The following is a 17967-nucleotide window of genomic DNA, read 5'->3' on the forward strand; positions in this document are numbered from 1 at the left end:
GTGTGTCAAAGCTCTCGTACGGCGGTGGATCACTGTGCCGTCCTCTTTCAGCGGCTCATCCAGCGGTCGAACCAGCGGCGCTGCGGTGGCAGCGCCGGATGATGGAAGGCGTCGTTCGACGTCGCTTTCGCCCGCAGGGCCCGCAGTTCTTCGTTCTCGCTCCGTCGGCCGTGAACGTAGGCGTAGCGCAGCAGGTGTCCGCACTGTGCGAGAGCGGTGCCGAACGCCTGTCGCCGCGCGATGAGTTCATCATCCGCCGGCTCACGCTCCGCCTGCCGGCATGCCTCGTCGATCCGTGTCTGCACGTCCAGCGCCGCGTCGATCGCCCTCTCGACCTCGGCGTAGATGGCGTTGACCGTCTTCGCCTCACCGGCGAGTGGATGCCGTTCCAGCAGATACAGCTTGAGGTCGTGGACGAACACCCGGAGCTGGGCCGAGGTTTCCACTCCGTGGAGGAAACGGTCCGACCAGGCGCAGGCGTCAAGATGCACACGCTGCACCAGCCGCTCCCTGGCCAGAGCAATGCCCAGCGTCATGAACTTGGCGTACGGCTGAGTGGTCTCGTCCTGTCTGCGTCGGGGCAGCGCGGTGGCCCCCGTCGCAGCACCCGCGACCACCGGAGGAATCGACGCCGCGTGCGGCAGCAGCGCCACCGCGCCGGCCGCCACCACACCCATCAACGCCAGCACGAGCAGCATCAGACCGCAGGAGGCCCAGCTGCCCAGCAGCCGTCCTTTGCCGGAGAACTCACGCGCCAGCCCGACCCACGCGATGATCGCGCTGACTGCAGCCGGTAACGCGTAATCAGCGAGCCAGGCATGATGCCAACTCATCGAAGGCGCCCCCAAGACATTACGCGGACAGACCGGACCTCATCAGCGTGCGCAAGCCAAGCAGAACTCCCTCCCGGCACGTCACACCAGCGGACAGTCCTCTCGCCGCATCCCACACATCGAGAGCTGCTGCGACGTAGAGCTGATGATGTCAGCCGGCACGAGAACACGCCGTTACTTTGAGCAACAACTGGCCAGCGTGTCCGGCCTCTCCCAGAACTCGCGCATACGCATCAGGGGCATCAAGTCGGGCCCTCCACCGAGTGTCGGTGCCGTGTGCCACCCCTACGCGCATGGCGGATACGACGTACGACGACGTGCTGGGACTCATCGACGAGGTCGCCGGAAGGCTGGACCCCGGGCAACGCCTGGCCCGCTTGTTCGGCCTGATGGCTCCCTTGCTCGACCGCGTTGAGCGGGAGGACCAGGAGCTCAGCGATGATCCCGTGCTGTCGACCTCGGACGCGGTGCGTGAGCTGCGCAAGGCTGCCGCGGGAGAGCCGGCCGACGTCGACGCGGCGCACGAGCAGTTGGCCGAGGTGGGGCTGTGCTACTCCGAGGACCAGGCCCCGGAGCGGCACCTCGTGTCCCAGTCGGCCTACGCCGCGGCGGCCTGGCTGCGGCTGCTGGCGGGGCGCCAGCTGCGTACCACGGCATACCTGGACGACGAGGATCTGGTCCCGCCGTACGCCCCGTCGGCGTTCACACGGATCGTCGACCTTCTCGCCTGGACCCGGTCGGACCAGATGTACTTTCACTGGGAGGACGCCCTGACCTCTCCCGAGGACTGCGATCTCCAGGCCGCAGTACACGAGCTCCAGGCCGCGGTACACGAGCTTCGGGCGATGCACGGGGAGATCAGCGGCTTCAGCGGGCAGCGGCACCCAGGCGACTCGTCTCCACCGGCCGAGTGATCGAATGGCGTGGGCCGTGAAGGAGACGTACCGCGACCCGCGTGCCGCGCCGCAGCACCCCCCTCCCCCGGCGCACTTGACCGAGGCGTGGTGATCCCTCCACGCCTCGGTCGCGTTCATCGCGGCCTCACCGCGATCCGACCGACTCGCTCACCCTCCTCGGATCCGTCCCGCGATCCCTCTCGCAGGACAGGTCGATTGCGACCGGATCCGTCGGACCTCAGCGCCGGGCCAGCGCCAGCACGCTCAGGCCGAACATGAGGACGCCCAGCGGGAGATGGACCGACGGGACGTGGGCGATACCCAGCACGACCTGGACCGAGGCGAGTACGAGAAATCCTGACGCGTGCCAGACAGGGCGGGTCGAGCCACCGCCCGGCTTCCACGCCAGCACGGCCGCGAGCACGTACAGCATCGACGCGCCGTACATCACACGGGCTCCGACACCGTGCAGCGTCTCCCCGTAGGACGAGGTCAGCAGCAGTCCGGCGGAAACGGCTTGAAGGAAGATGGTCAGGGTCTGCAAGGCGATCGCGATCTGCAGGAACGAGGAGCCTCGTTGTGCGTTCGCCGTCACCTGAGTGGCCATGTCACAGTCCCCTTTTCCGTTGCTCGATAAGGTCTCACCAGCCCGACGACACGGGCCTGCGAAAGGTAAGGCGAGGGGGCGGCCGGAAGCATGGGGACTGTGGAGACCAGCGCAGATGAGGTCGTCGGCGAGCGACGCCAACTGATCAACGTCGCTTACCGGTTGCTCGGTTCGGTGACCGAGGCCGAGGACGCCGTACAGAACGCCTACGCCCGCTGGTACGGGCTGCCGCGAAGCCGCCAGGAGGAGATCCTGTCCCCCGGCGCCTGGCTGACGACGGTGACCAGCCGCATCTGCCTGGACCTGCTCGGCTCGGCGCGGGCCCGCCGTGAACGCTACGTCGGCGCCTGGCTGCCCGAGCCGCTGCCCGACCGCACCGAGTGGGACCACGCAGGCGACACCGACCCCACCGGCCCTGCGGACCCCGCCGACCAGATCGTGCTGAACGAATCGGTGGCCATGGCCTTGCTCGTCGTCCTGGAGTCGATGACGCCCGCCGAGCGGGTCGCGTTCGTCCTGCACGACGTCTTCCGGTACCCGTTCGCCGAGATCGCCGACGTTCTCGGCCGGACCCCGGCGGCCTGCAAGCAGCTGGCGGCCTCCGCCCGACGAAGGGTGAGTGCCGAGCGCTCTCCGGTGGCGGCGACCGACCAGGCCGCCATGGTGAGACGCGTCAAAGAAGCATGGGAAACCAAGGACATCGCCACCCTCGTCGGTCTCCTCAACCCGGCTGCCGTGATGACCGCCGACGGCGGCGGTATGGTCGGCGCCGTTCTGCGCCCGGTCGAGGGTGGCGCGCGCATCGCCCAGTACATGGTCGCCATCGCCGACAAGGCTCCGGGACTCGAACTTCTGGAGCGGTCGGTCAACGGTGTGCCGGGGCTGGTGGCCCAGCGTGCCGGCGTCGTCGTGACCGTGGCCTCGTTCGACGTCTCCGACGGGCTCGTCACCCGGATCTGGGCGGTCCGCAACCCGGAGAAGCTGCGGCCTTGGGCACGGGAGGGCTAGCCGGCCGTCCTTGAACCACCAGAGCCAAGTGGTTGCCTTCGGATTTCCCTGGGAGGTGGCCCGTGCCACGTGGCGCGGTCGGGCAGGGGTATTCCGGCCGGGGACAATCCGGTGCGGTGTGCCAGCTGGATGGTGGAGGCGGGGTGGTGCCGCCCGCGGGGCCGGGGGTCACCTGCAGGCCGGGCAGCCGACGGCCCCCTCCCCGACGAGATGGATCTTGCAGGTCAGACACCATCACCGTGGCCTCGATCCGGCTCTGGCTCAAGCCGTGATCAGCCCGCTTCCAGAGCGTCCGCCTGACTTTTCAGGTCCGCTGCGATGTGGTCCCAGTCCGGGCCGTGCAGCCACAGGTTCTCGGCAGCCTCCCGCATCAGCGCCGGCTCGTCCGGCCGCTGCAGGAGCACCAGCCGATAGGCCAGGTTGCGGACCCAGACCGGCAGACGGCCGTCGACCGCGTGCGGGCAGAGCTCACGCAGCATGGCGAGGATCGAGTCCGCGTCGGCGAAGGTCAGCTCCTCGACGAAGTAGTGCTCCTGATGCTCGAGACCGCACTCCGGCGTGGGCCGGTACTCGTCTCCGTAGAGACACCGCGCGTGCTCCACCAAGGTGCTGTGCATGCCAGGGAGCCTACGGTGCGATGATCCGCCGGACGGACCCCAGGGGGCGAGGAGCGGGCCCGGTGGGTGCGGATTCTCCTGGGTGAGGCGGGTCGCGGCGGACCCGGTCGATGGGGGTTCTGGACCGTGGCCGGCTCCGTACCGATCGTCGGACGGCCCCATCGCGGGCCAGTTCGTTGCCTGGAGCGCCTGTTCTGCGAGTATCGTCGACCTATCGCATATTAGGAGCGATGACCTTCTTTAGGCCTTCCTCTCCGATGCAAGCGTCAGGGACGAGGTCGCGTCCCGGATCGGGACCGGCCCGAAGAGATCCTTATGGGCCAAGCGGCCATCGCGCAGGCAGGAGAGCCGACCGGACAAGCGCCCCTTCTCATATCCGCGAAGGGGCGCGGACGAACGCCCGGTCCTCACAAACCCGTCGGCCTTCAGCCGGGAGGACACTGTCACAGCTCCCGTACGAGGCCGGCAGGGGACGGCGAGGATCGGATCGCCGGTGTCTTCGGCATGGACGTCGGGACGTCCGGGTGACACCGGCCCGCATGACCCGGCTTCCGCGGCTGCCCGAGCCCACGCCTTCAGCCCCGTGCGGCCGCCGCAACGACGCTGAACGGCCGGCAGGGGAAAGACCCCAACCCTTGGAAATGACGCGCCCGGCGGCGCGCGAAGGAGGCTGTATGTCGATCCACGACACGGCAGTTCTCGACTGTCCCTTCGACTTCGCTCACGCGTTGGAATTCGACCCCTCGCTGGCTTCGTTGGCGCAGCGCGGACCGGTCAGCCGGATCCGATTGCCCTACGGCGAGACCGAGGCGTGGCTGATCACCAGCTTCGACGGAGTCCGTCAGGTGACGTGCGATCCGCGATTCAGCCGGGCGGCGATCATCGGACGCGACTATCCGAGGATGACGCCCGAGCCCATCGTGTCGCCTGAATCGATCAACGTGACGGACCCGCCGCACGCCACCCGAGTGCGGCACGTGGCAGCCCAGGCGTTCACACGGGAGCGGGTGGCAGACATGCGGCCGGCCGTGGACCGGGTGGTGGCCGGGCTGCTTGCGGCGATGGCCGAGGCGGGGCCACCCGTGGATCTGGTGGCCCACCTGTCGGTCCCGCTGCCCCACGTGACGATCTGCGAGCTGCTTGCCGTTCCTGAGGGCGACCGCGAGCAACTGCGCGCGTGGACCATGCGGCTACTGGCCACCTCTCCGGAGGCGCGACAGGACGCGGCCGACGCCAAGGCCTGCCTTCGTGCGTACTTCGCCGACATGGTCCCGGAGCGGCGGAACTCCGCAGGCGAGGACCTGCTCAGCGCGATGGCCAACGCCCCCATGCCGTCGGGAGTGGAGCCCCTGAGCGACGACGAGTTGGCGGTCCTGGCCGTGACGCTCATCCTCAGCGGCAACGACACGGCGACCTGCCAGATCAGCAACATCACCTACCAGCTGCTGATCCGGCCCGAGGAGCGGGCCGCGCTCCTGCGCGACCCCGACCGGTTCCCCGGCGCGCTGGAGGAGCTGCTGCGGTTCATCCCCTTCCGCAAGGGCGTGGGCATCCCACGGATCGCACTGGAGGACGTGGAGGTCGAGGGGACCACCATCCGCGCCGGCGACTACGTGCACGTGTCCTATCTGGCCGCCAACCGCGACCCGTCCGTGTACCCCGACCCGCACACGCTCGACCTCGAAAGGCCGGTACACCCGAACATGACCTTCGGTTGGGGAGGACACCACTGCCTCGCCGCACCACTCGCGCGGGCGGAGCTGGAGAGTGCGGTCTACGGCTTGCTGACCCGCTTCCCCCACCTGCGGCTCGACGTCGCCCCCGACGACCTCCGATGGGACACCAAGACCATCCGCCGCTTCCCGCTGCGCCTGCCGGTCACCTGGTGAATCCCGGGCGGGCCGGCCACCCCGGCCCGCCCAGCAGCGCTCCGCTGCGTGACTCCGGGCTCGACCGCCTGGGCATTCGAGAACGCCCACGTGGGCTGTGCCGGCGCGCTGCAACGCGATCGTAGGGGGCGGGTGCGTAGCCGCTCCCTGTCGTCCCAGGACCCTCGACCCCTGACGCCGCACCCCTCTCAGCCCTTCGGTGCGTACCCGACCGCAATGACATGTTCGTCCGGCACAGCACTCGATGCGCTGAGGTTCTCACGGTCTTAACCTGGAGGAATGGACGGTGGAAGTCACGTCTGTCCTGACTGCGGACAGTCCGTAGACGCGGTCGTGCGTCGACACAAAACCCTGGGGGTCTGGGTTCCGGTGTGGGGGCGGGGACCGTGTCGGAACCCCGAGTGCGAGGCGGCCACGCGCACCTCTCGTAGGCAGGAGGGCGAGCCGCCTGCGAGGGACACGGGCATCGAACGTCTGAATCCGCCCCAGTGAACCCGGCTGTCGGGTCAGGAGTGGGCTGCGTGGGATAGGTGCCGATCTTGACGTGGGCAACGAGGGGGTCTGAGACAGCGGAACGAAGACCGGTGCCAAAAGATCGGTGCATGTGGGTTGAGCGAGTGATCGAACTGACCGGGTGGAAACCGCTCGGGGTCTCCGTCGACTGGGCGGCGATCGAAGGAGAGCTGGGGTTTCCGCTGCCGGCGGACTACAAGGAGCTCTATGAGGTGTTCAGCGGCGGTGTCTTCAGTGATTCCCTCTACTTTCTGGGCCGCGACGAAGGCCTCGCGTTCGACTTCCTGACAGAGTGGCGGGTCTCCCTGTCGGTCGACCAGGACAGCAAGTTCGGAGACGTCTCCGCCGTCGAGCCTTATGCGATCTACGCGCCGGGCGGCAAGGGGCTGGTCCCCTGGGGCTCCACCGAATGGGCCGACGAGTACTTCTGGCTGATCGACGCCGAGCGGCCCGGCGACGACTACCCGGTCCTCGCGCGAGCCCACGGCGTGGGCGGATGGCACCGGTACGACATGTCCACCTCGGAATTCCTCTACAGGGTTCTCTCGGACGCCGACTTTCAGCCTTTCGGGATCGCGCACTACGACCTCGGCACGACGTTCAAGTCCGGCTCCACGACGAGGAGTGACGGTGTGTCGCACCAGGAGCCGAGCCGCGAGACGCCCTTACCGCACGGCCTCATGACTCGAATAGCTTGGTGAGTGGGACGAGAGGCCGGGGGTGGCGGTGACCGTGGTACTGAGCTCGGCAGATCTGGTGCTGCGTCCGTGGGAGGCTTGTGACGCCACGGCGCTGGCGGCGCTGGCCGATGATGAGGAGGTGCGTCGCTGGACCTCGCATCGGGTAGCCGACCAGGAAGACGCGGTGCACTGGATTGCCGCACAGGGCGTGGGCTGGGAGACCCGGGAGCGGCTCAGCTTCGCGGTCGTCGCGCAGGGGCAGGCGGCGGGTCACATCGTGCTCAAACGGCCGGGTGGCGCGGGCACCGTGGCCGCGATCGGCTACTGGACCGGGGCTCGCTCGCGGGGCCTAGGGCTGGCCTCGCGGGCAGTCGAGATGCTGACGACCTGGGCCTTCGACACCGACGAGGGGGGAGCCCTGGCTCGCCTGGAACTGATCCACAACGTGGGCAACCCGGCCTCCTGCCGGGTCGCCGAGAAGACGGGCTATGCCCTTGAAGCCGTCCTCCCACCTCGTCCCCCGTGCCCGCTGGAGGGCCATCTGCACGTGCGGGAACGTGGGGCCACTCGGTCGGTCTGATCCCGAGGGAGATGCCCCCCGGTTGTCCACATAGTGGCCTAGAGCGTGTCGTCCGCCGGGCCCGTACGCTGGGGCACGCCTGCTTTCGCGACAGGGGCCGCCGCGCCCACGGGTGTTCGAGATTCTGGCCGGAAGGCTTCGTGACCACACCACTCGATCACGAAGACCCCGAAACGGCTCGTCAGCTCGAGATGCGGGTGGCCCTCTGTCATCCGACGAACAGGGCATGCACGACCGCCAGACGGGGGCCCGGGCACGTTCACACCTGCTCAGGACACGAGGGGCCGCTCTTCCGACTCGGTCAGCTTCACGGTGCACAGACCGCCACGCTCGGTCTTCACATCCACCACCTCAAGCTGTGTGCCGGGCAGGAGGATGAACTCCTCCTCGCCCGTGAACGCGGAGAAGTTGCGAATGCCGACGGCCCGTGCGGGCTGCACCTCGAAGAGCGTCCGCTTGCCGCGACTGCCGAGGAACGCTCGTGCCACGCCGAGCTCGGATGTGCACGAGGACACGCCCCACCAGGTCACGGTCCGCCCCACCGGGTACTGCGCCCGCAGGTCCAGCGGCACTCCGCGCCACAACGGCTCCTTGCGGGCGGGAAGCCCCGACACCGCTGAGAACAGGAGTCGCAGATAGGGGAGGTACGGGACGACCTTCGACCGGTCCGGGTTGCGCAGGATGGCGTTGATCTCCCGGTAGAACGCGGACTCGCAGGTGTAGAGGTACAGGGCGGCGACGGCGTCGGCGGACAGGCTCCCGGTACCTTCGTCCGCCCGCAGCTTGCCGAAATCGTGCGACCGCTGGACGTGCCGGTCGAGACCGCGCAGCAGCTCGGCCACGGGGCTGACGGCGTCACGGAAGTCCATGAGCGGGGTGTCGAACACGCCGGTGATCGCGTCAAGGACGAGGCCCTCGTCCTTGACGCTGGAAAGCCGCTCCAGGTACAGCTGGTGCAGCTCCATGGTGGACGTGATGAACGCGCCCATGCGCTCGGCGACGTCGCTGCCCGCCCCGCCGGCACCCGGCGCGAGCCTGTCCCACCCTCTGCTTGGCAGCCAGTCGACCGCGTCGGCGCCCACCGACGCGAGGGCGTCGTTCACCATTTCGAAGTGGTCGCCGTCGCAGAAGATGTCCCCCTGCGCGGCGGGATTGCAATGGTCGATGTGCCGGACCTCGACCTCGGGGTACTTCTTCTGGAGCCGGAGGACGACCTGCTTCAGACTGCGGGCGTGGGCCCCCCACCATGCGAAGACGACACCGCGATCCTCGTCGTCGGCGTTCTGCTTGGCCTTGAGTATCTCCTCGACGATCCGCTCGGCGACCGGACGCCAGAACCCCGTGTGCGGGTCGGCCCCCCTCGGTCCGTCGCTGCTGGCGGTGAGGGCCGCGTTCAGCAGCAGCACGCCCTGCGTGAGCATCGCCTGGAACCATTCCGGCGGCTGGACGGTGTCCTGCTTCTTCAGCAGCGCGCGGACGTCGGCGATCGGCGTCTTCTTGGGGATGCCGTACTTCCACATAGCCGCCGCCTTGATGAGGCAGCGGATGCTGACGACCCTGCCGAACTGGCTGTCCTTCCAGTCGTGAAAGGTGTTGTCGAACATGGCGATACCGGTGGCGCTCTCCGGCCGCGGGTACGGGTTCTGACCGAAGATGACGACCTTCCACTTGTGGGGCGGGTTGGGCTTGAGCGCCTGGAAGGTCAGTTCGCGGACAGGAACCACGTCCGGGCCCCGGCCCGGGCCGATGAACGAGGCCGCGTCGGGCTGCGCCTCGATGACCGGCCTCAGCAGCGGGAGCCACGGTTCACCGCCGTCCTTGAACAGTTCGGCGAGCGCGAGCGGGTCGTTCGGGTCGGGCTGGGCTGGGGCGTTGGCATTGATCATGGCCGGGAGGCTAGCAGCGGGGTACGACAACGCGATCTCCCAACTGCGTTGTCAGTGGTGCCCTGTAGCGTCGTGATCACTGGAAAGCCCCTTTCCCGACGGGAGTGTGGAAGATGACCGTGAACCGCGTGCAGCCGCCGCTCAAGGTGGTCTTGACCGACATCAACGCCAGGGTGGTGCAGGCGTGGCGGGCGGCGTTCGCCGACACTCCCGGGATCGAGATCCGCAAGGGGTCGATCCTCGATGAGACCGTCGACGCCTGGGTCAGCCCGACCAACTCGCGGGGCCTGATGAACGGCGGGGTCGACGCCGTCGTCAAGCGGCACCTCGGCGCGGGAATCCAGCTGCGCGTCCAGCGGGCGATCCGCGACCAGTTCGAGGGAAGGCTCCCGGTGGGAAGCGCGGTGTGCGTTCCGTCCGGGGCGACCAACCCGAAGTTCCTGATCTCGACGCCGACGATGGAGCAGTCCTCGCAGAATGTGAGCGAGACCCTCAACGTGGCCCTGGCGTGCGCCGCCGCGTTCCAGGCGATCCACCACCAGAACAACGGAGCACCCGGCAGCATCGAGTCGGTGGCACTGGTCGGCATGGGCGCCCAGACCGGCCGGGTCCCGGCGCGTGTGTGCGCCAACCTGATGTGGACGGGCTACACACTGTTCAACGACTACTGCTTCGATGACTACGACGACCTGCGCAACACGATCACCGCCCAACTCGACGACATCGAAAACGCCCCCACCGAAACCCGGGTCCGCATAGCGCCGCCCAACCGGGCGTCATCCCGCCGGTGAACATGAGCGGTGTGTCGCCCGCTACCGCCGGAGGGGTGAGCCTCATCTACTCGTACCGCTGAGACATGAGACGCGAGCCGCTGAGACAGGAGGCGGCGGATGAGGTGTGGTTGGCGACTCGGATCATCAGGCCAACCTCCAGGAAAGCCGCCACGCTCTGTCCCGGAAGATCTTCCTTCGAAGCCCGCGATGTCTACGTGACAACTTCCTGGCCTTCGACGAGGGAAGTGAGACCGTCGAGGAGTGCCTTGAGGCCGAATTCGAAGAGGGCGTCGAGACGCAGGTCATAGCCGTCCTCGAAGGCTCCGACCACCTTGGTGAAGGTCGGGAAGCGGCCGGATTCCACCAGTTCCTGGAGAGCGGGGGTGCGGCTTTCCATCCACTGGTCCTCTGACTGGCCGGTGACCGCTTCGGCGTGCGCCTCCATCTCCAGGTGCACAGCCAGGCCCTGGACATGACTGTAGAGCAGGACGTGGATGTCGAACAGCATGGTGGGATCGAGTCCCTGGCCGTCGAGGGCTCCCAGCACCCACTCTCCGTGGACCATCAGGTTGGGCAGGAACAGAGGGCGGGTGAGGGAGGCGGCCAGCCACGGGTGTTTGCGGTAGAGAGCCCAGAGGGTCCGAGCACCCAGTTCGATGCGGGAACGCCACCCTTCGGGGGCGTTGGCGGGGTAGGACTCGGTTCAGTCGTAGTGCAGCCGCGGTCGTCGATACTCGGGCCTTCGGGTGTGGCCCTGCGTTGCGGGGGTTGTGATCCTGTAGGACGCCGGACATGCGTGGGCCCGGGGCCCGGCCTGTGCGGTATGACGCTGTCGGCGAATCGGCAGCCGGGGCTCCGTCCCAGCGACCTCACAGTCGGTACGGAGCCCCTACGCATGCTCCACCATCGTCCGTCACTTCTGCCGGACGACGTTCTCCGCCTGCGGCCCCTTCGGCCCCTGCGTCACCGTGTACTCGACCCTGTCACCCTCGTACAGCTCCTTGAATCCGGTGGACTGGATGGCCCGAAAGTGGACGAAGACGTCCGGTCCGCCGTCATCCTGCTGAATGAACCCGAATCCCTTATCGGCGTTGAACCACTTCACTACGCCTGTTGCCATCGGTATGAGTCTCTCTTTCGACACCGCCGAACCAGCGACACCCAAGGCCGAGGCAGCCCGCTGCTGCCTGCCTTCACCCTTGAATACCCCTCATCGAGCGGATCTTCAAGCAACGGCACGGCAGGCAGCAATTCGCCAACACCGTCATCCCGTACAGGCCGGGCTCTGGCACGTCTGCTGATCAGAAGCGCGCAGCTAGTGGTTGGACGACCCTTCGGGGCCGGGATCGCGCGCCGGGAGCGTGCTCCGGCAGTCCTTGCATTCGACGGTCTGGGGCAGCGTCGTGAAGCGGATCCCAGAGATGCCGTAGGAGCCGTCGATGCGGTAGCTGCCGCAGATCGGGCAGGGCGCGGCTTGGAAGTCCTTGTCGCATCGCAGGCACCGGCCGTGTTTCACGTCGCCGGCGCCTGCTCCGGCGTGGCGCTCCCTGGGCCCGGTAAGGGCGGGCCGCGCCTGACAGCGATCTTTGAGCGCTCACCCCCGGAACTACAGCCCCCTCTCGGGTCTACGCATGAAGGTCACTGCCCATCAGGTGCCTGGTATCCATTGGTTCCTCGCTCTTCGGCGCGTGCTCGACCCATTGAGGAAGGAGGAGGCCGAGCACGCTCGGGGTCATCGCGTGGTGACTCTAAATGTGTTCCGGGCCTTGTTCGTGTACTCCTTCACCGCTTCGACTGAGGAGCCTGTGATGATGATTCGCCCGATGTCCTGGCCGCGCGTTCCTTCATTGGGGTGGATCAAGTCGCCGGGCTTCTTCCAGATCTGGACATCGAAGACACCGGGGAGGGCTTCAAGTGTCTCGGCGGGGGTGATGGACTCGATGGTGCCTGTGCTGTCGGTCCAGAGAAACTCGGCCGCCGCAGGCCGCCGCGTGTCGGGCTTCCAGTGGTAGTCCGGATCAATCTCGGTCCTCACCCATGTGTAGGCGAGTTGCATGCCGTACGCGCCGGCGTAGATCATCGTGTTCCAGGCCCCTGCCATGCGGGCGGCGATCTCCCCGAAGACGATCTTGCCGTCGTCCTGCAGGAAGAACTCGGCATGTGTGATGCCTGTGGTCAGGCCGAAGCCGTCAAGTACGGTACGGTTCTGGCGCAGCAGCGCGAGATGCTGGGGGTTGTCTGTGTCGGCGTGGGCGATGCTGCCCAGCGGACCGTGGCCGTGATTGTCGAGGATGGTCGCCGTGTACTCCGAGACGCTTTCGAAGACGACGACGCCGTCTCGGACGATCGTGTCGACGTGGAACTGGCGGCCGTGTACGAAGCCCTCCACTCGGTAATCATGTCGCTGTTCTTCGATGCTGGGCCACAGCTGCCTGAGTTCGACAGCATCGTTGACCTTATAGGTGTTGATGCAGGAGACGCCGTCGTAGGGCTTGACCACGAGTGGGTAGCCGACCCGTGTGGCGAACTCTTCCACGGTGGCGAGTGTGTGGGGTTGGCAGGATGGGGCGACGTTCAAGCCCAGCTCAGCTGAGCGGGCGGCCATGGCATTCTTGTCGCGGAAGTACACGCTCTGCCGCGATGTGAGCCCGGGTATGCCGAGGATGCCGCGTAGGTGGGCGGCGGGCTGCACATCTTTCTCATCCAGCGCGAGGATGCGACGGATCGGCCGGTCGGCTACTGCCCGCTGGACTGCGTCGGTCAGGCTGTCGGGGCTGGCCTGGTTGTAGAAGGCTCGCTCCGCTCCCAGCGCGTCCGGGATAACGGTGTTCTCGGGCGCGATGCAGACGGGCGTCAGGTCGCTGTCGATGACGGCTTGGACGGCCTGGGTGAGGACTTCGAGATGCCGTTCCTTGGTGCCGCGAAATAGGATGATGACCGCCGCCGTGGGGGTGCTGGGCATGGGAACCTCTACTCTCCTTCTATTTGACGATTGTGTGGTCGGCGAACCAGGTAAGGGTGTCGTACACAGCGGCCTCGACCGCCTTCTCGCTGTCGGCGCTCGCGATGAACCGTCCAGCGCGTAGATTGGATGCGGTGGTCTGATCCGGCGCGGTGAGACCCGGGCCGAGTTCGACGGCGGCCTCGACCACGAGATCGCGGAGCAGTACGTCTGCCGTGGTGGGCATCGAGACGATCTCGCCAGGTGGGGCGGCGAGGTTCGCAAAGCCGTAGCAGAGATCATCTCGCGGCTCGGCCGGGATTTCAGGTTTCGCCCGGACGAGGGCGCGAGCCCATTCAGCGGTGAGGTCCAGGCCCAGTTTCCGCACCAGCATTTCCCGCACCAGGCCGCCGCTGACGCGGCCGGCACATTCGCTGAACACCAGACGGTGGCCTTGGTCGAATGCCTCCAGGTGAAACACGCCGTCCGTGTGCCCGAGAGCCGTCAGCGCCGCTGTGGTGAGATCCGTGGCCTGCTCGTACAGCCGCAGGTGATCCTCCGGGTTCAGGAGGACGCCACCGACAAGTCCGCCAGTCTTGATGGCGATGAGGTTCTGCAGGTAACGGGAGATGGTGAACCCGCACAGCTGCCCGTCGCGTACGACGCCGTCGATCTGCAGCTCGGCGCCGTCGATGAACTCCTCGACCGCCCAGGGGCCATGCCCGGCGTTGGCGGGGCGCGCTTCGGCGAGCCGGCGGGCATCCGGTGCATCTTGCAGCAAGTGGGTTTCGCGGGTGCCTTCCCCGGCCAGGGGCTTGACGACCAGCGGGTACACATCGGGATCGCTTGGCAGGTCGTCAAGGGTGTCGATGGTGTGGCAGGTGGCAACGGGTAGACCAGCTGCACCGACCGCGGCCTTTTGAGCAATCTTGTCCCGCAGCAGCACCGCCGTGTGCACGGGTATGGAGCGGGCGCCGCCCAAGGCACCAATGGTGCTGGCGGTGACCATGCAGCGTTCCAGATTGGTGCCCACCGCGGCGAAGTCGGCTATATCGATGTGGTGCCGCTTGAGAGCTGCAAGGACTTGCTCGACGTCGGCCGGATCGGAGGCGGTGACAAGACCGCCGTCGAAGCCGGCGCGGAGGGCGGCCGGTTTGTCGGCGGGAGTGATGATGCACGTGGGCGCGTAGCCGACGGCTTCAACAGCTTGGGCGGCGCCTGACCGCCAGCCGATGAGGAGAGCTTTTTTCACGGGTTTCCCTGTCAGAGGCTGCTGGTGTAGATCGTGGTGATCAGTTCGGCTGTGATCTCGGGGTGGGGGTCGTTGTCGAGGTTGCCCGAGACACGGTCGGTGAAGCCGTGGACGTCGTCCGCCACGTAGCCGTAGTCACTCAGCCTTTGTGTCAGACCGATGTCCTGCAGCAGGCACTGCATGGCGAGGCGGAGGTCTGTCGCACCGAGAAACCTGGCTATGGCCGTTGCGTCGTCACCGGCTACGTGCTCGACGGACTCCAGCCAGGCCGGGTACAGCATGGCCAGACCGGATCCGTGGGACGGGCCGACACGCTCAGCCGTCCCGATCGCCTGCTGGAGTCTGTGCGGGAGACAGGTGCTGGCCGTGGCCACGTTGATCCCTCCCAGCAGAGACCCGAACGCCATGGTGTCCCGGACTTCCGCACTCGTGTCTCCGGCGGCCACTCGACGCAAGGCCGGTGCCAGAAGCTCGACGGCCCGCTCCGAAAGGGCCTTGTTCATCTCACCGGAACGACGCGCGAGGAAGCCCTCGACGGCGTGGGCCATGGCGTCGAAGCCTGAGTCGAGGGCGACGCGGCGGGGAAGTATGTCGGTCAGTGCCGGGTCGACAATCGCGACTTTCGGGAAGAGATCGTCACCACGAATGCCCGACTTCAAGCCCCGTACCACGTCCGTGATGATCGCGCCCTTGGTGACCTCCGCACCGCTACCGGCCGTGGTCGGTACCGCGATCACTGGCAGGGAGTCGGGGGAGGGCTCCAGTGTGCGTCCGACGAGCCCAGCAACTGATTCGTGTCCGATTCCGACTGCCACGGCCTTAGCGGCGTCGAGCGCGCTGCCCCCGCCTAGCGCGACGACCACTCGGGCGCCGAAGCGCCGGGCCTGCCTGATCGCCGCATCTACCTCGTCTGATCGGGGATTGGCGGAGATCCGGTCGCACACCTCAGCCTTGACGCCGGCAGCGGACAGGATCGACTGGACACGGGTTAGTACTCCAGCCGTTCGCATGGCGGAACGACCGCAGACGATCAAGGCGTGGTCGCTCCAGGCGCGGGTGTGCGTCCCTAGCTCCTCAAGACGGCCTCGGCCGAAGACGATCCGGGTCGGAATGTGAAAGTCGAACATCGTCAGATCTCCGTCCAGGACATCGCGGCGTTCTCGCGCAGGGCGCGAAGAACAGGGAGGTCCCCGTTGCCCAGGTAGCACAGCGCAGAGCCACCGCCGGTCGACGTAGAGCCATCGAAAGGAAGTTCGGACACAGTGTCCCCACCGAGGAGGATCGCCTCGACCTCCGGCGCCGAGACCCAGTCCAGCAACTGTGTCGAGACGTGGCGGAACCCCTGGAGGAACAAACTCGGTGTTCCCGCCAGCACGGCCCGGCATCCGCTGTTGCAGAACTCGCGCATGAGTTCGAGCAGCCAGGGCTCCAGACGGAAGTCAACAATGGCAAACCCGGGCGGAACTCCGTCGTTGACGTTGATCTCGCGCGGATCCGTGAAGGAGCCCTCTGATCTGCGAGCGATGACCAGCTGGCTGGGCACGTGGATGCGGGCAGCCGCAGAGTTCAGGATCTCTTCTGTGGCCTTCGCGCAGCGTTCGGGCTTTTCGCCGAGTTCGGAGTCGCCTACCTGGTGGCCCAGCGCGTTCAACACATGGTTGAGGACGACCCCAGCCGGCACCACGACGTCGTACGCGCGGGAGAAACTGCGCAGTCCGATGAGTGTCTTCTCCGGTTTGACGCCGCCCAGCACTGCTAGGGAGGGCACGGACGGATCGGCGCCAGACCAGGGGGAGAGCCGTTCTACCTCCGCCAGCAGGCTGTGTGCAGCCCACCCGGGAAGGTACTTCAACAGCCCGGTGTTGGACGCGTGTTCGCGGTGGGCTTTGGAGAAGCCGCCGATCGCAACGGCGTCTCCGAGACAGGCGAACCGGGCGGCGAGCGCGGGATCGTTGACTTCCTCTCCCGGGTGGTGCCGCGTGTTCCCAAAGAGCGCCACCTCACCGGGGACCAACGCATGGGAGTGTTCGACGGCCGAGTCGGTGGTGTTCTCCGGAACGTAGACAACGTTCCTGCCGAGTCGCCCGCTCAGATAAGCGGCGACGTCGCCCAGGTGCTGTGCCGAACCGTCCTTGTGACGCCCCTGGTGGGAGAGCACCGCCACCCGCGCCCCGGCGTCGGCGAGACGGGCGATGTCGGCCAGTTCGGTGTCGATCCGGCTGGTGTCGCGCATGCCCGATGCCACGTTGAAGCCGGCCGAGAAGATCCAACGTTCCCCGCTGGAGATCCGCCGGTCGAGGAGCGAGCGGGGAGCGTTCTGCGTGGCCGTGTGCTGCCCCGAGCGGTTCACGGTCACAACCCGTACGCCCGCAGGGCGGTCGTCTCGTCCAGCCCGAACATCACGTTCATGTTCTGGATGGCTGAACCGGCGGCTCCCTTGACCAGGTTGTCGGTAACTGACAGGAGTTTGACGATGCCCCGCTGGGTGTCGTAGTCGGCACCAATGTGGCAGAAGTTCGAGCCCATGACGCCGGCTACGCTCGGGTAGACGTCGTACTCCTTCGAGTTGATTCCTCCGGTTTTGGGGAAGGTGTTCACCCGCACGAAGAACTCCTTCTCGCCGCCCTGGCCGTAGAAGTCGGTCAGCAGCTGAAGGATCCGCTCACGTGTCATGCCTTCTCGTACGTTGGGGTGCACGGACAAGTTGGCCTGCAGGTAGATGCCGCGGGCGAAGTTGCCGTGGGCGGTGTTGAAGTCCACGGTCAGTGGGCGGCCTGCCTCGGCCGCAAGATGGTTTTCCAGTTCCGGACCGTGCCGATGGCCTTCCATGCTGTAGGGCAGCATGGAGTTCAGCACCTCGGCGTGCATGATGGACCGCTTGGGCTTGTTTCCGGCCCCGGTCGTGCCGTTGACGGCACTGATGTGGACGGGGGCGTCGAGGTCGGCCCACCCGGCACGTAGCAGTGGCGTGAGAGCCAGGATCGCGGTGATGACGTAACACCCAGGATTGGCGACGACTCGCGCCTTGGCGATGGACTCGCGGTTCAGTTCCGTCACTCCGTAGATAGCGTCGGGCAGGAGTTCGGGAGCGGCGTGGGGGGAACCGTAGACCCGTTGGTAGACGTCAGGGTCGGAGAAGCGGAAGTCGGCGCTGACGTCGACAACGCGGATCCCGTGGTCGAGGAACCAGGGCGCGTTGCGCATGGCCTCGCCCGAGGGCGTGCAGAAGAAGACCACGTCAAGCTCTTCGACCCGGCGCTTGAGGTCGTCGAGGCTGAGGAACTGCAGACCGCTGCCCATGAGGTTGGTGTGGAGGCGCTCGAACTGCTCGTCTCCGCGCGCGGTCGGCAGGATACGGCTGACGCCAGGGTGGTTGAGCAGCAGTCGGCACAGTTCGCCGCCTGTGTAGCCGGTGGCGCCCACGACGCCGACGCTCAAACCGTCGTTCTTCAGTTGCATGGGAGTGCTTTCTCGATGGTGGGGCTTTCTGGC

Annotated in this window: 17 protein-coding genes; 6 read left to right on the top strand and 11 right to left on the bottom strand. The window is 67.0% G+C overall.

The window, feature by feature from the left end; translation table 11 throughout:
- Nucleotides 1–47 precede the first annotated feature (47 nt).
- Nucleotides 48–833, bottom strand: coding sequence for a hypothetical protein (locus tag IO33_RS0139905; RefSeq protein WP_157858042.1), 786 nt, complete (start codon nucleotides 831–833; stop codon nucleotides 48–50).
- 293 nt (nucleotides 834–1126) lie between these two features.
- On the opposite strand from IO33_RS0139905, the gene IO33_RS0139910 reads away from it, so the two are divergent.
- Complete coding sequence (locus IO33_RS0139910) at nucleotides 1127–1747, top strand: hypothetical protein (protein ID WP_031174004.1); 621 nt, start codon at nucleotides 1127–1129, stop codon at nucleotides 1745–1747.
- A 220-nt stretch (nucleotides 1748–1967) separates the two neighbouring features.
- Here the strand turns inward: IO33_RS0139910 and IO33_RS0139915 are convergent, their stop codons facing one another.
- Complete coding sequence (locus IO33_RS0139915; protein WP_031174005.1) at nucleotides 1968–2336, bottom strand: hypothetical protein; 369 nt, start codon at nucleotides 2334–2336, stop codon at nucleotides 1968–1970.
- Between the two features lie 90 nt (nucleotides 2337–2426).
- Here IO33_RS0139915 and sigJ point away from each other — a divergent pair, with 90 nt between their 5' ends.
- A complete protein-coding gene (gene sigJ / locus IO33_RS0139920) occupies nucleotides 2427–3344 on the top strand; it encodes an RNA polymerase sigma factor SigJ (protein WP_031174006.1) in 918 nt (305 codons plus the stop codon).
- 272 nt (nucleotides 3345–3616) lie between these two features.
- Here the strand turns inward: sigJ and IO33_RS0139925 are convergent, their stop codons facing one another.
- Nucleotides 3617–3961: a hypothetical protein gene (locus tag IO33_RS0139925; protein WP_031174007.1), complete on the bottom strand. Its 345-nt coding sequence runs from the start codon at nucleotides 3959–3961 to the stop codon at nucleotides 3617–3619.
- 674 nt (nucleotides 3962–4635) lie between these two features.
- On the opposite strand from IO33_RS0139925, the gene IO33_RS0139935 reads away from it, so the two are divergent.
- The 3 genes from IO33_RS0139935 to IO33_RS0139945 all read left to right on the top strand — a co-directional run bounded on the left by IO33_RS0139935 (nucleotide 4636) and on the right by IO33_RS0139945 (nucleotide 7623).
- Complete coding sequence (locus IO33_RS0139935; protein ID WP_031174009.1) at nucleotides 4636–5850, top strand: cytochrome P450; 1215 nt, start codon at nucleotides 4636–4638, stop codon at nucleotides 5848–5850.
- Nucleotides 5851–6467: 617 nt separating this feature from the next.
- Entirely contained in the window at nucleotides 6468–7064 is a 597-nt protein-coding gene (locus tag IO33_RS0139940) for an SMI1/KNR4 family protein (RefSeq protein WP_157858043.1), read from the top strand.
- 25 nt (nucleotides 7065–7089) lie between these two features.
- The gene (locus IO33_RS0139945) at nucleotides 7090–7623 is read left to right on the top strand and encodes a GNAT family N-acetyltransferase (protein WP_245236034.1); all 534 of its coding nucleotides are present in this window, start codon (nucleotides 7090–7092) and stop codon (nucleotides 7621–7623) included.
- A gap of 269 nt (nucleotides 7624–7892) precedes the next feature.
- Here IO33_RS0139945 and IO33_RS0139950 read toward each other — a convergent pair whose 3' ends face one another.
- Nucleotides 7893–9509: an ADP-ribosyltransferase domain-containing protein gene (locus IO33_RS0139950; RefSeq protein WP_031174012.1), complete on the bottom strand. Its 1617-nt coding sequence runs from the start codon at nucleotides 9507–9509 to the stop codon at nucleotides 7893–7895.
- Nucleotides 9510–9622: 113 nt separating this feature from the next.
- Between IO33_RS0139950 and IO33_RS0139955 the strand changes: the two genes are divergently transcribed.
- The gene (locus IO33_RS0139955) at nucleotides 9623–10300 is read left to right on the top strand and encodes a macro domain-containing protein (RefSeq protein ID WP_031174013.1); all 678 of its coding nucleotides are present in this window, start codon (nucleotides 9623–9625) and stop codon (nucleotides 10298–10300) included.
- Between the two features lie 193 nt (nucleotides 10301–10493).
- Here the strand turns inward: IO33_RS0139955 and IO33_RS0139965 are convergent, their stop codons facing one another.
- The 7 genes from IO33_RS0139965 to argC all read right to left on the bottom strand — a co-directional run bounded on the left by IO33_RS0139965 (nucleotide 10494) and on the right by argC (nucleotide 17934).
- Nucleotides 10494–10940 (bottom strand): TetR/AcrR family transcriptional regulator C-terminal domain-containing protein, encoded by a 447-nt coding sequence (locus IO33_RS0139965; RefSeq protein WP_078964118.1) that lies wholly within the window; start codon nucleotides 10938–10940, stop codon nucleotides 10494–10496.
- Nucleotides 10941–11195: 255 nt separating this feature from the next.
- A complete protein-coding gene (locus IO33_RS0139970) occupies nucleotides 11196–11402 on the bottom strand; it encodes a cold-shock protein (RefSeq protein ID WP_031174015.1) in 207 nt (68 codons plus the stop codon).
- A 612-nt stretch (nucleotides 11403–12014) separates the two neighbouring features.
- Nucleotides 12015–13244 carry an ATP-grasp domain-containing protein gene (locus IO33_RS0139980; RefSeq protein WP_051927261.1) on the bottom strand — a complete coding sequence of 410 codons (1230 nt, stop codon included), beginning with the start codon at nucleotides 13242–13244 and terminating at the stop codon, nucleotides 12015–12017.
- Between the two features lie 19 nt (nucleotides 13245–13263).
- Nucleotides 13264–14475, bottom strand: coding sequence for an ATP-grasp domain-containing protein (locus IO33_RS51500; protein WP_051927262.1), 1212 nt, complete (start codon nucleotides 14473–14475; stop codon nucleotides 13264–13266).
- Between the two features lie 11 nt (nucleotides 14476–14486).
- Nucleotides 14487–15602, bottom strand: a complete 1116-nt coding sequence (locus IO33_RS0139990; RefSeq protein ID WP_031174019.1) for an iron-containing alcohol dehydrogenase — start codon at nucleotides 15600–15602, stop codon at nucleotides 14487–14489.
- Nucleotides 15603–15604: 2 nt separating this feature from the next.
- Nucleotides 15605–16831 (bottom strand): phosphoglycerate kinase, encoded by a 1227-nt coding sequence (pgk, locus tag IO33_RS0139995; RefSeq protein WP_157858044.1) that lies wholly within the window; start codon nucleotides 16829–16831, stop codon nucleotides 15605–15607.
- Nucleotides 16828–17934 (bottom strand): N-acetyl-gamma-glutamyl-phosphate reductase, encoded by a 1107-nt coding sequence (argC, locus tag IO33_RS0140000; protein ID WP_031174021.1) that lies wholly within the window; start codon nucleotides 17932–17934, stop codon nucleotides 16828–16830. Before argC ends, pgk begins: the two co-directional genes overlap by 4 nt.
- Nucleotides 17935–17967: the final 33 nt, after the last annotated feature.

It is taken from the genome of Streptomyces durhamensis (assembly GCF_000725475.1).
GTDB lineage: Bacteria > Actinomycetota > Actinomycetes > Streptomycetales > Streptomycetaceae > Streptomyces > Streptomyces filipinensis.

Excerpts from the sequence above, each read along its gene's own strand:
- IO33_RS0139905 (WP_157858042.1), bottom strand. The coding sequence starts at position 833 with ATGAGTTGGCATCATGCCTGGCTCGCTGATTACGCGTTACCGGCTGCA.
- IO33_RS0139910 (WP_031174004.1), top strand. The coding sequence starts at position 1,127 with ATGGCGGATACGACGTACGACGACGTGCTGGGACTCATCGACGAGGTC.
- IO33_RS0139915 (WP_031174005.1), bottom strand. The coding sequence starts at position 2,336 with ATGGCCACTCAGGTGACGGCGAACGCACAACGAGGCTCCTCGTTCCTG.
- sigJ (WP_031174006.1), top strand. The coding sequence starts at position 2,427 with ATGGGGACTGTGGAGACCAGCGCAGATGAGGTCGTCGGCGAGCGACGC.
- IO33_RS0139925 (WP_031174007.1), bottom strand. The coding sequence starts at position 3,961 with ATGCACAGCACCTTGGTGGAGCACGCGCGGTGTCTCTACGGAGACGAG.
- IO33_RS0139935 (WP_031174009.1), top strand. The coding sequence starts at position 4,636 with ATGTCGATCCACGACACGGCAGTTCTCGACTGTCCCTTCGACTTCGCT.
- IO33_RS0139950 (WP_031174012.1), bottom strand. The coding sequence starts at position 9,509 with ATGATCAATGCCAACGCCCCAGCCCAGCCCGACCCGAACGACCCGCTC.
- IO33_RS0139955 (WP_031174013.1), top strand. The coding sequence starts at position 9,623 with ATGACCGTGAACCGCGTGCAGCCGCCGCTCAAGGTGGTCTTGACCGAC.
- IO33_RS0139970 (WP_031174015.1), bottom strand. The coding sequence starts at position 11,402 with ATGGCAACAGGCGTAGTGAAGTGGTTCAACGCCGATAAGGGATTCGGG.
- IO33_RS0139980 (WP_051927261.1), bottom strand. The coding sequence starts at position 13,244 with ATGCCCAGCACCCCCACGGCGGCGGTCATCATCCTATTTCGCGGCACC.
- IO33_RS0139990 (WP_031174019.1), bottom strand. The coding sequence starts at position 15,602 with ATGTTCGACTTTCACATTCCGACCCGGATCGTCTTCGGCCGAGGCCGT.
- argC (WP_031174021.1), bottom strand. The coding sequence starts at position 17,934 with ATGCAACTGAAGAACGACGGTTTGAGCGTCGGCGTCGTGGGCGCCACC.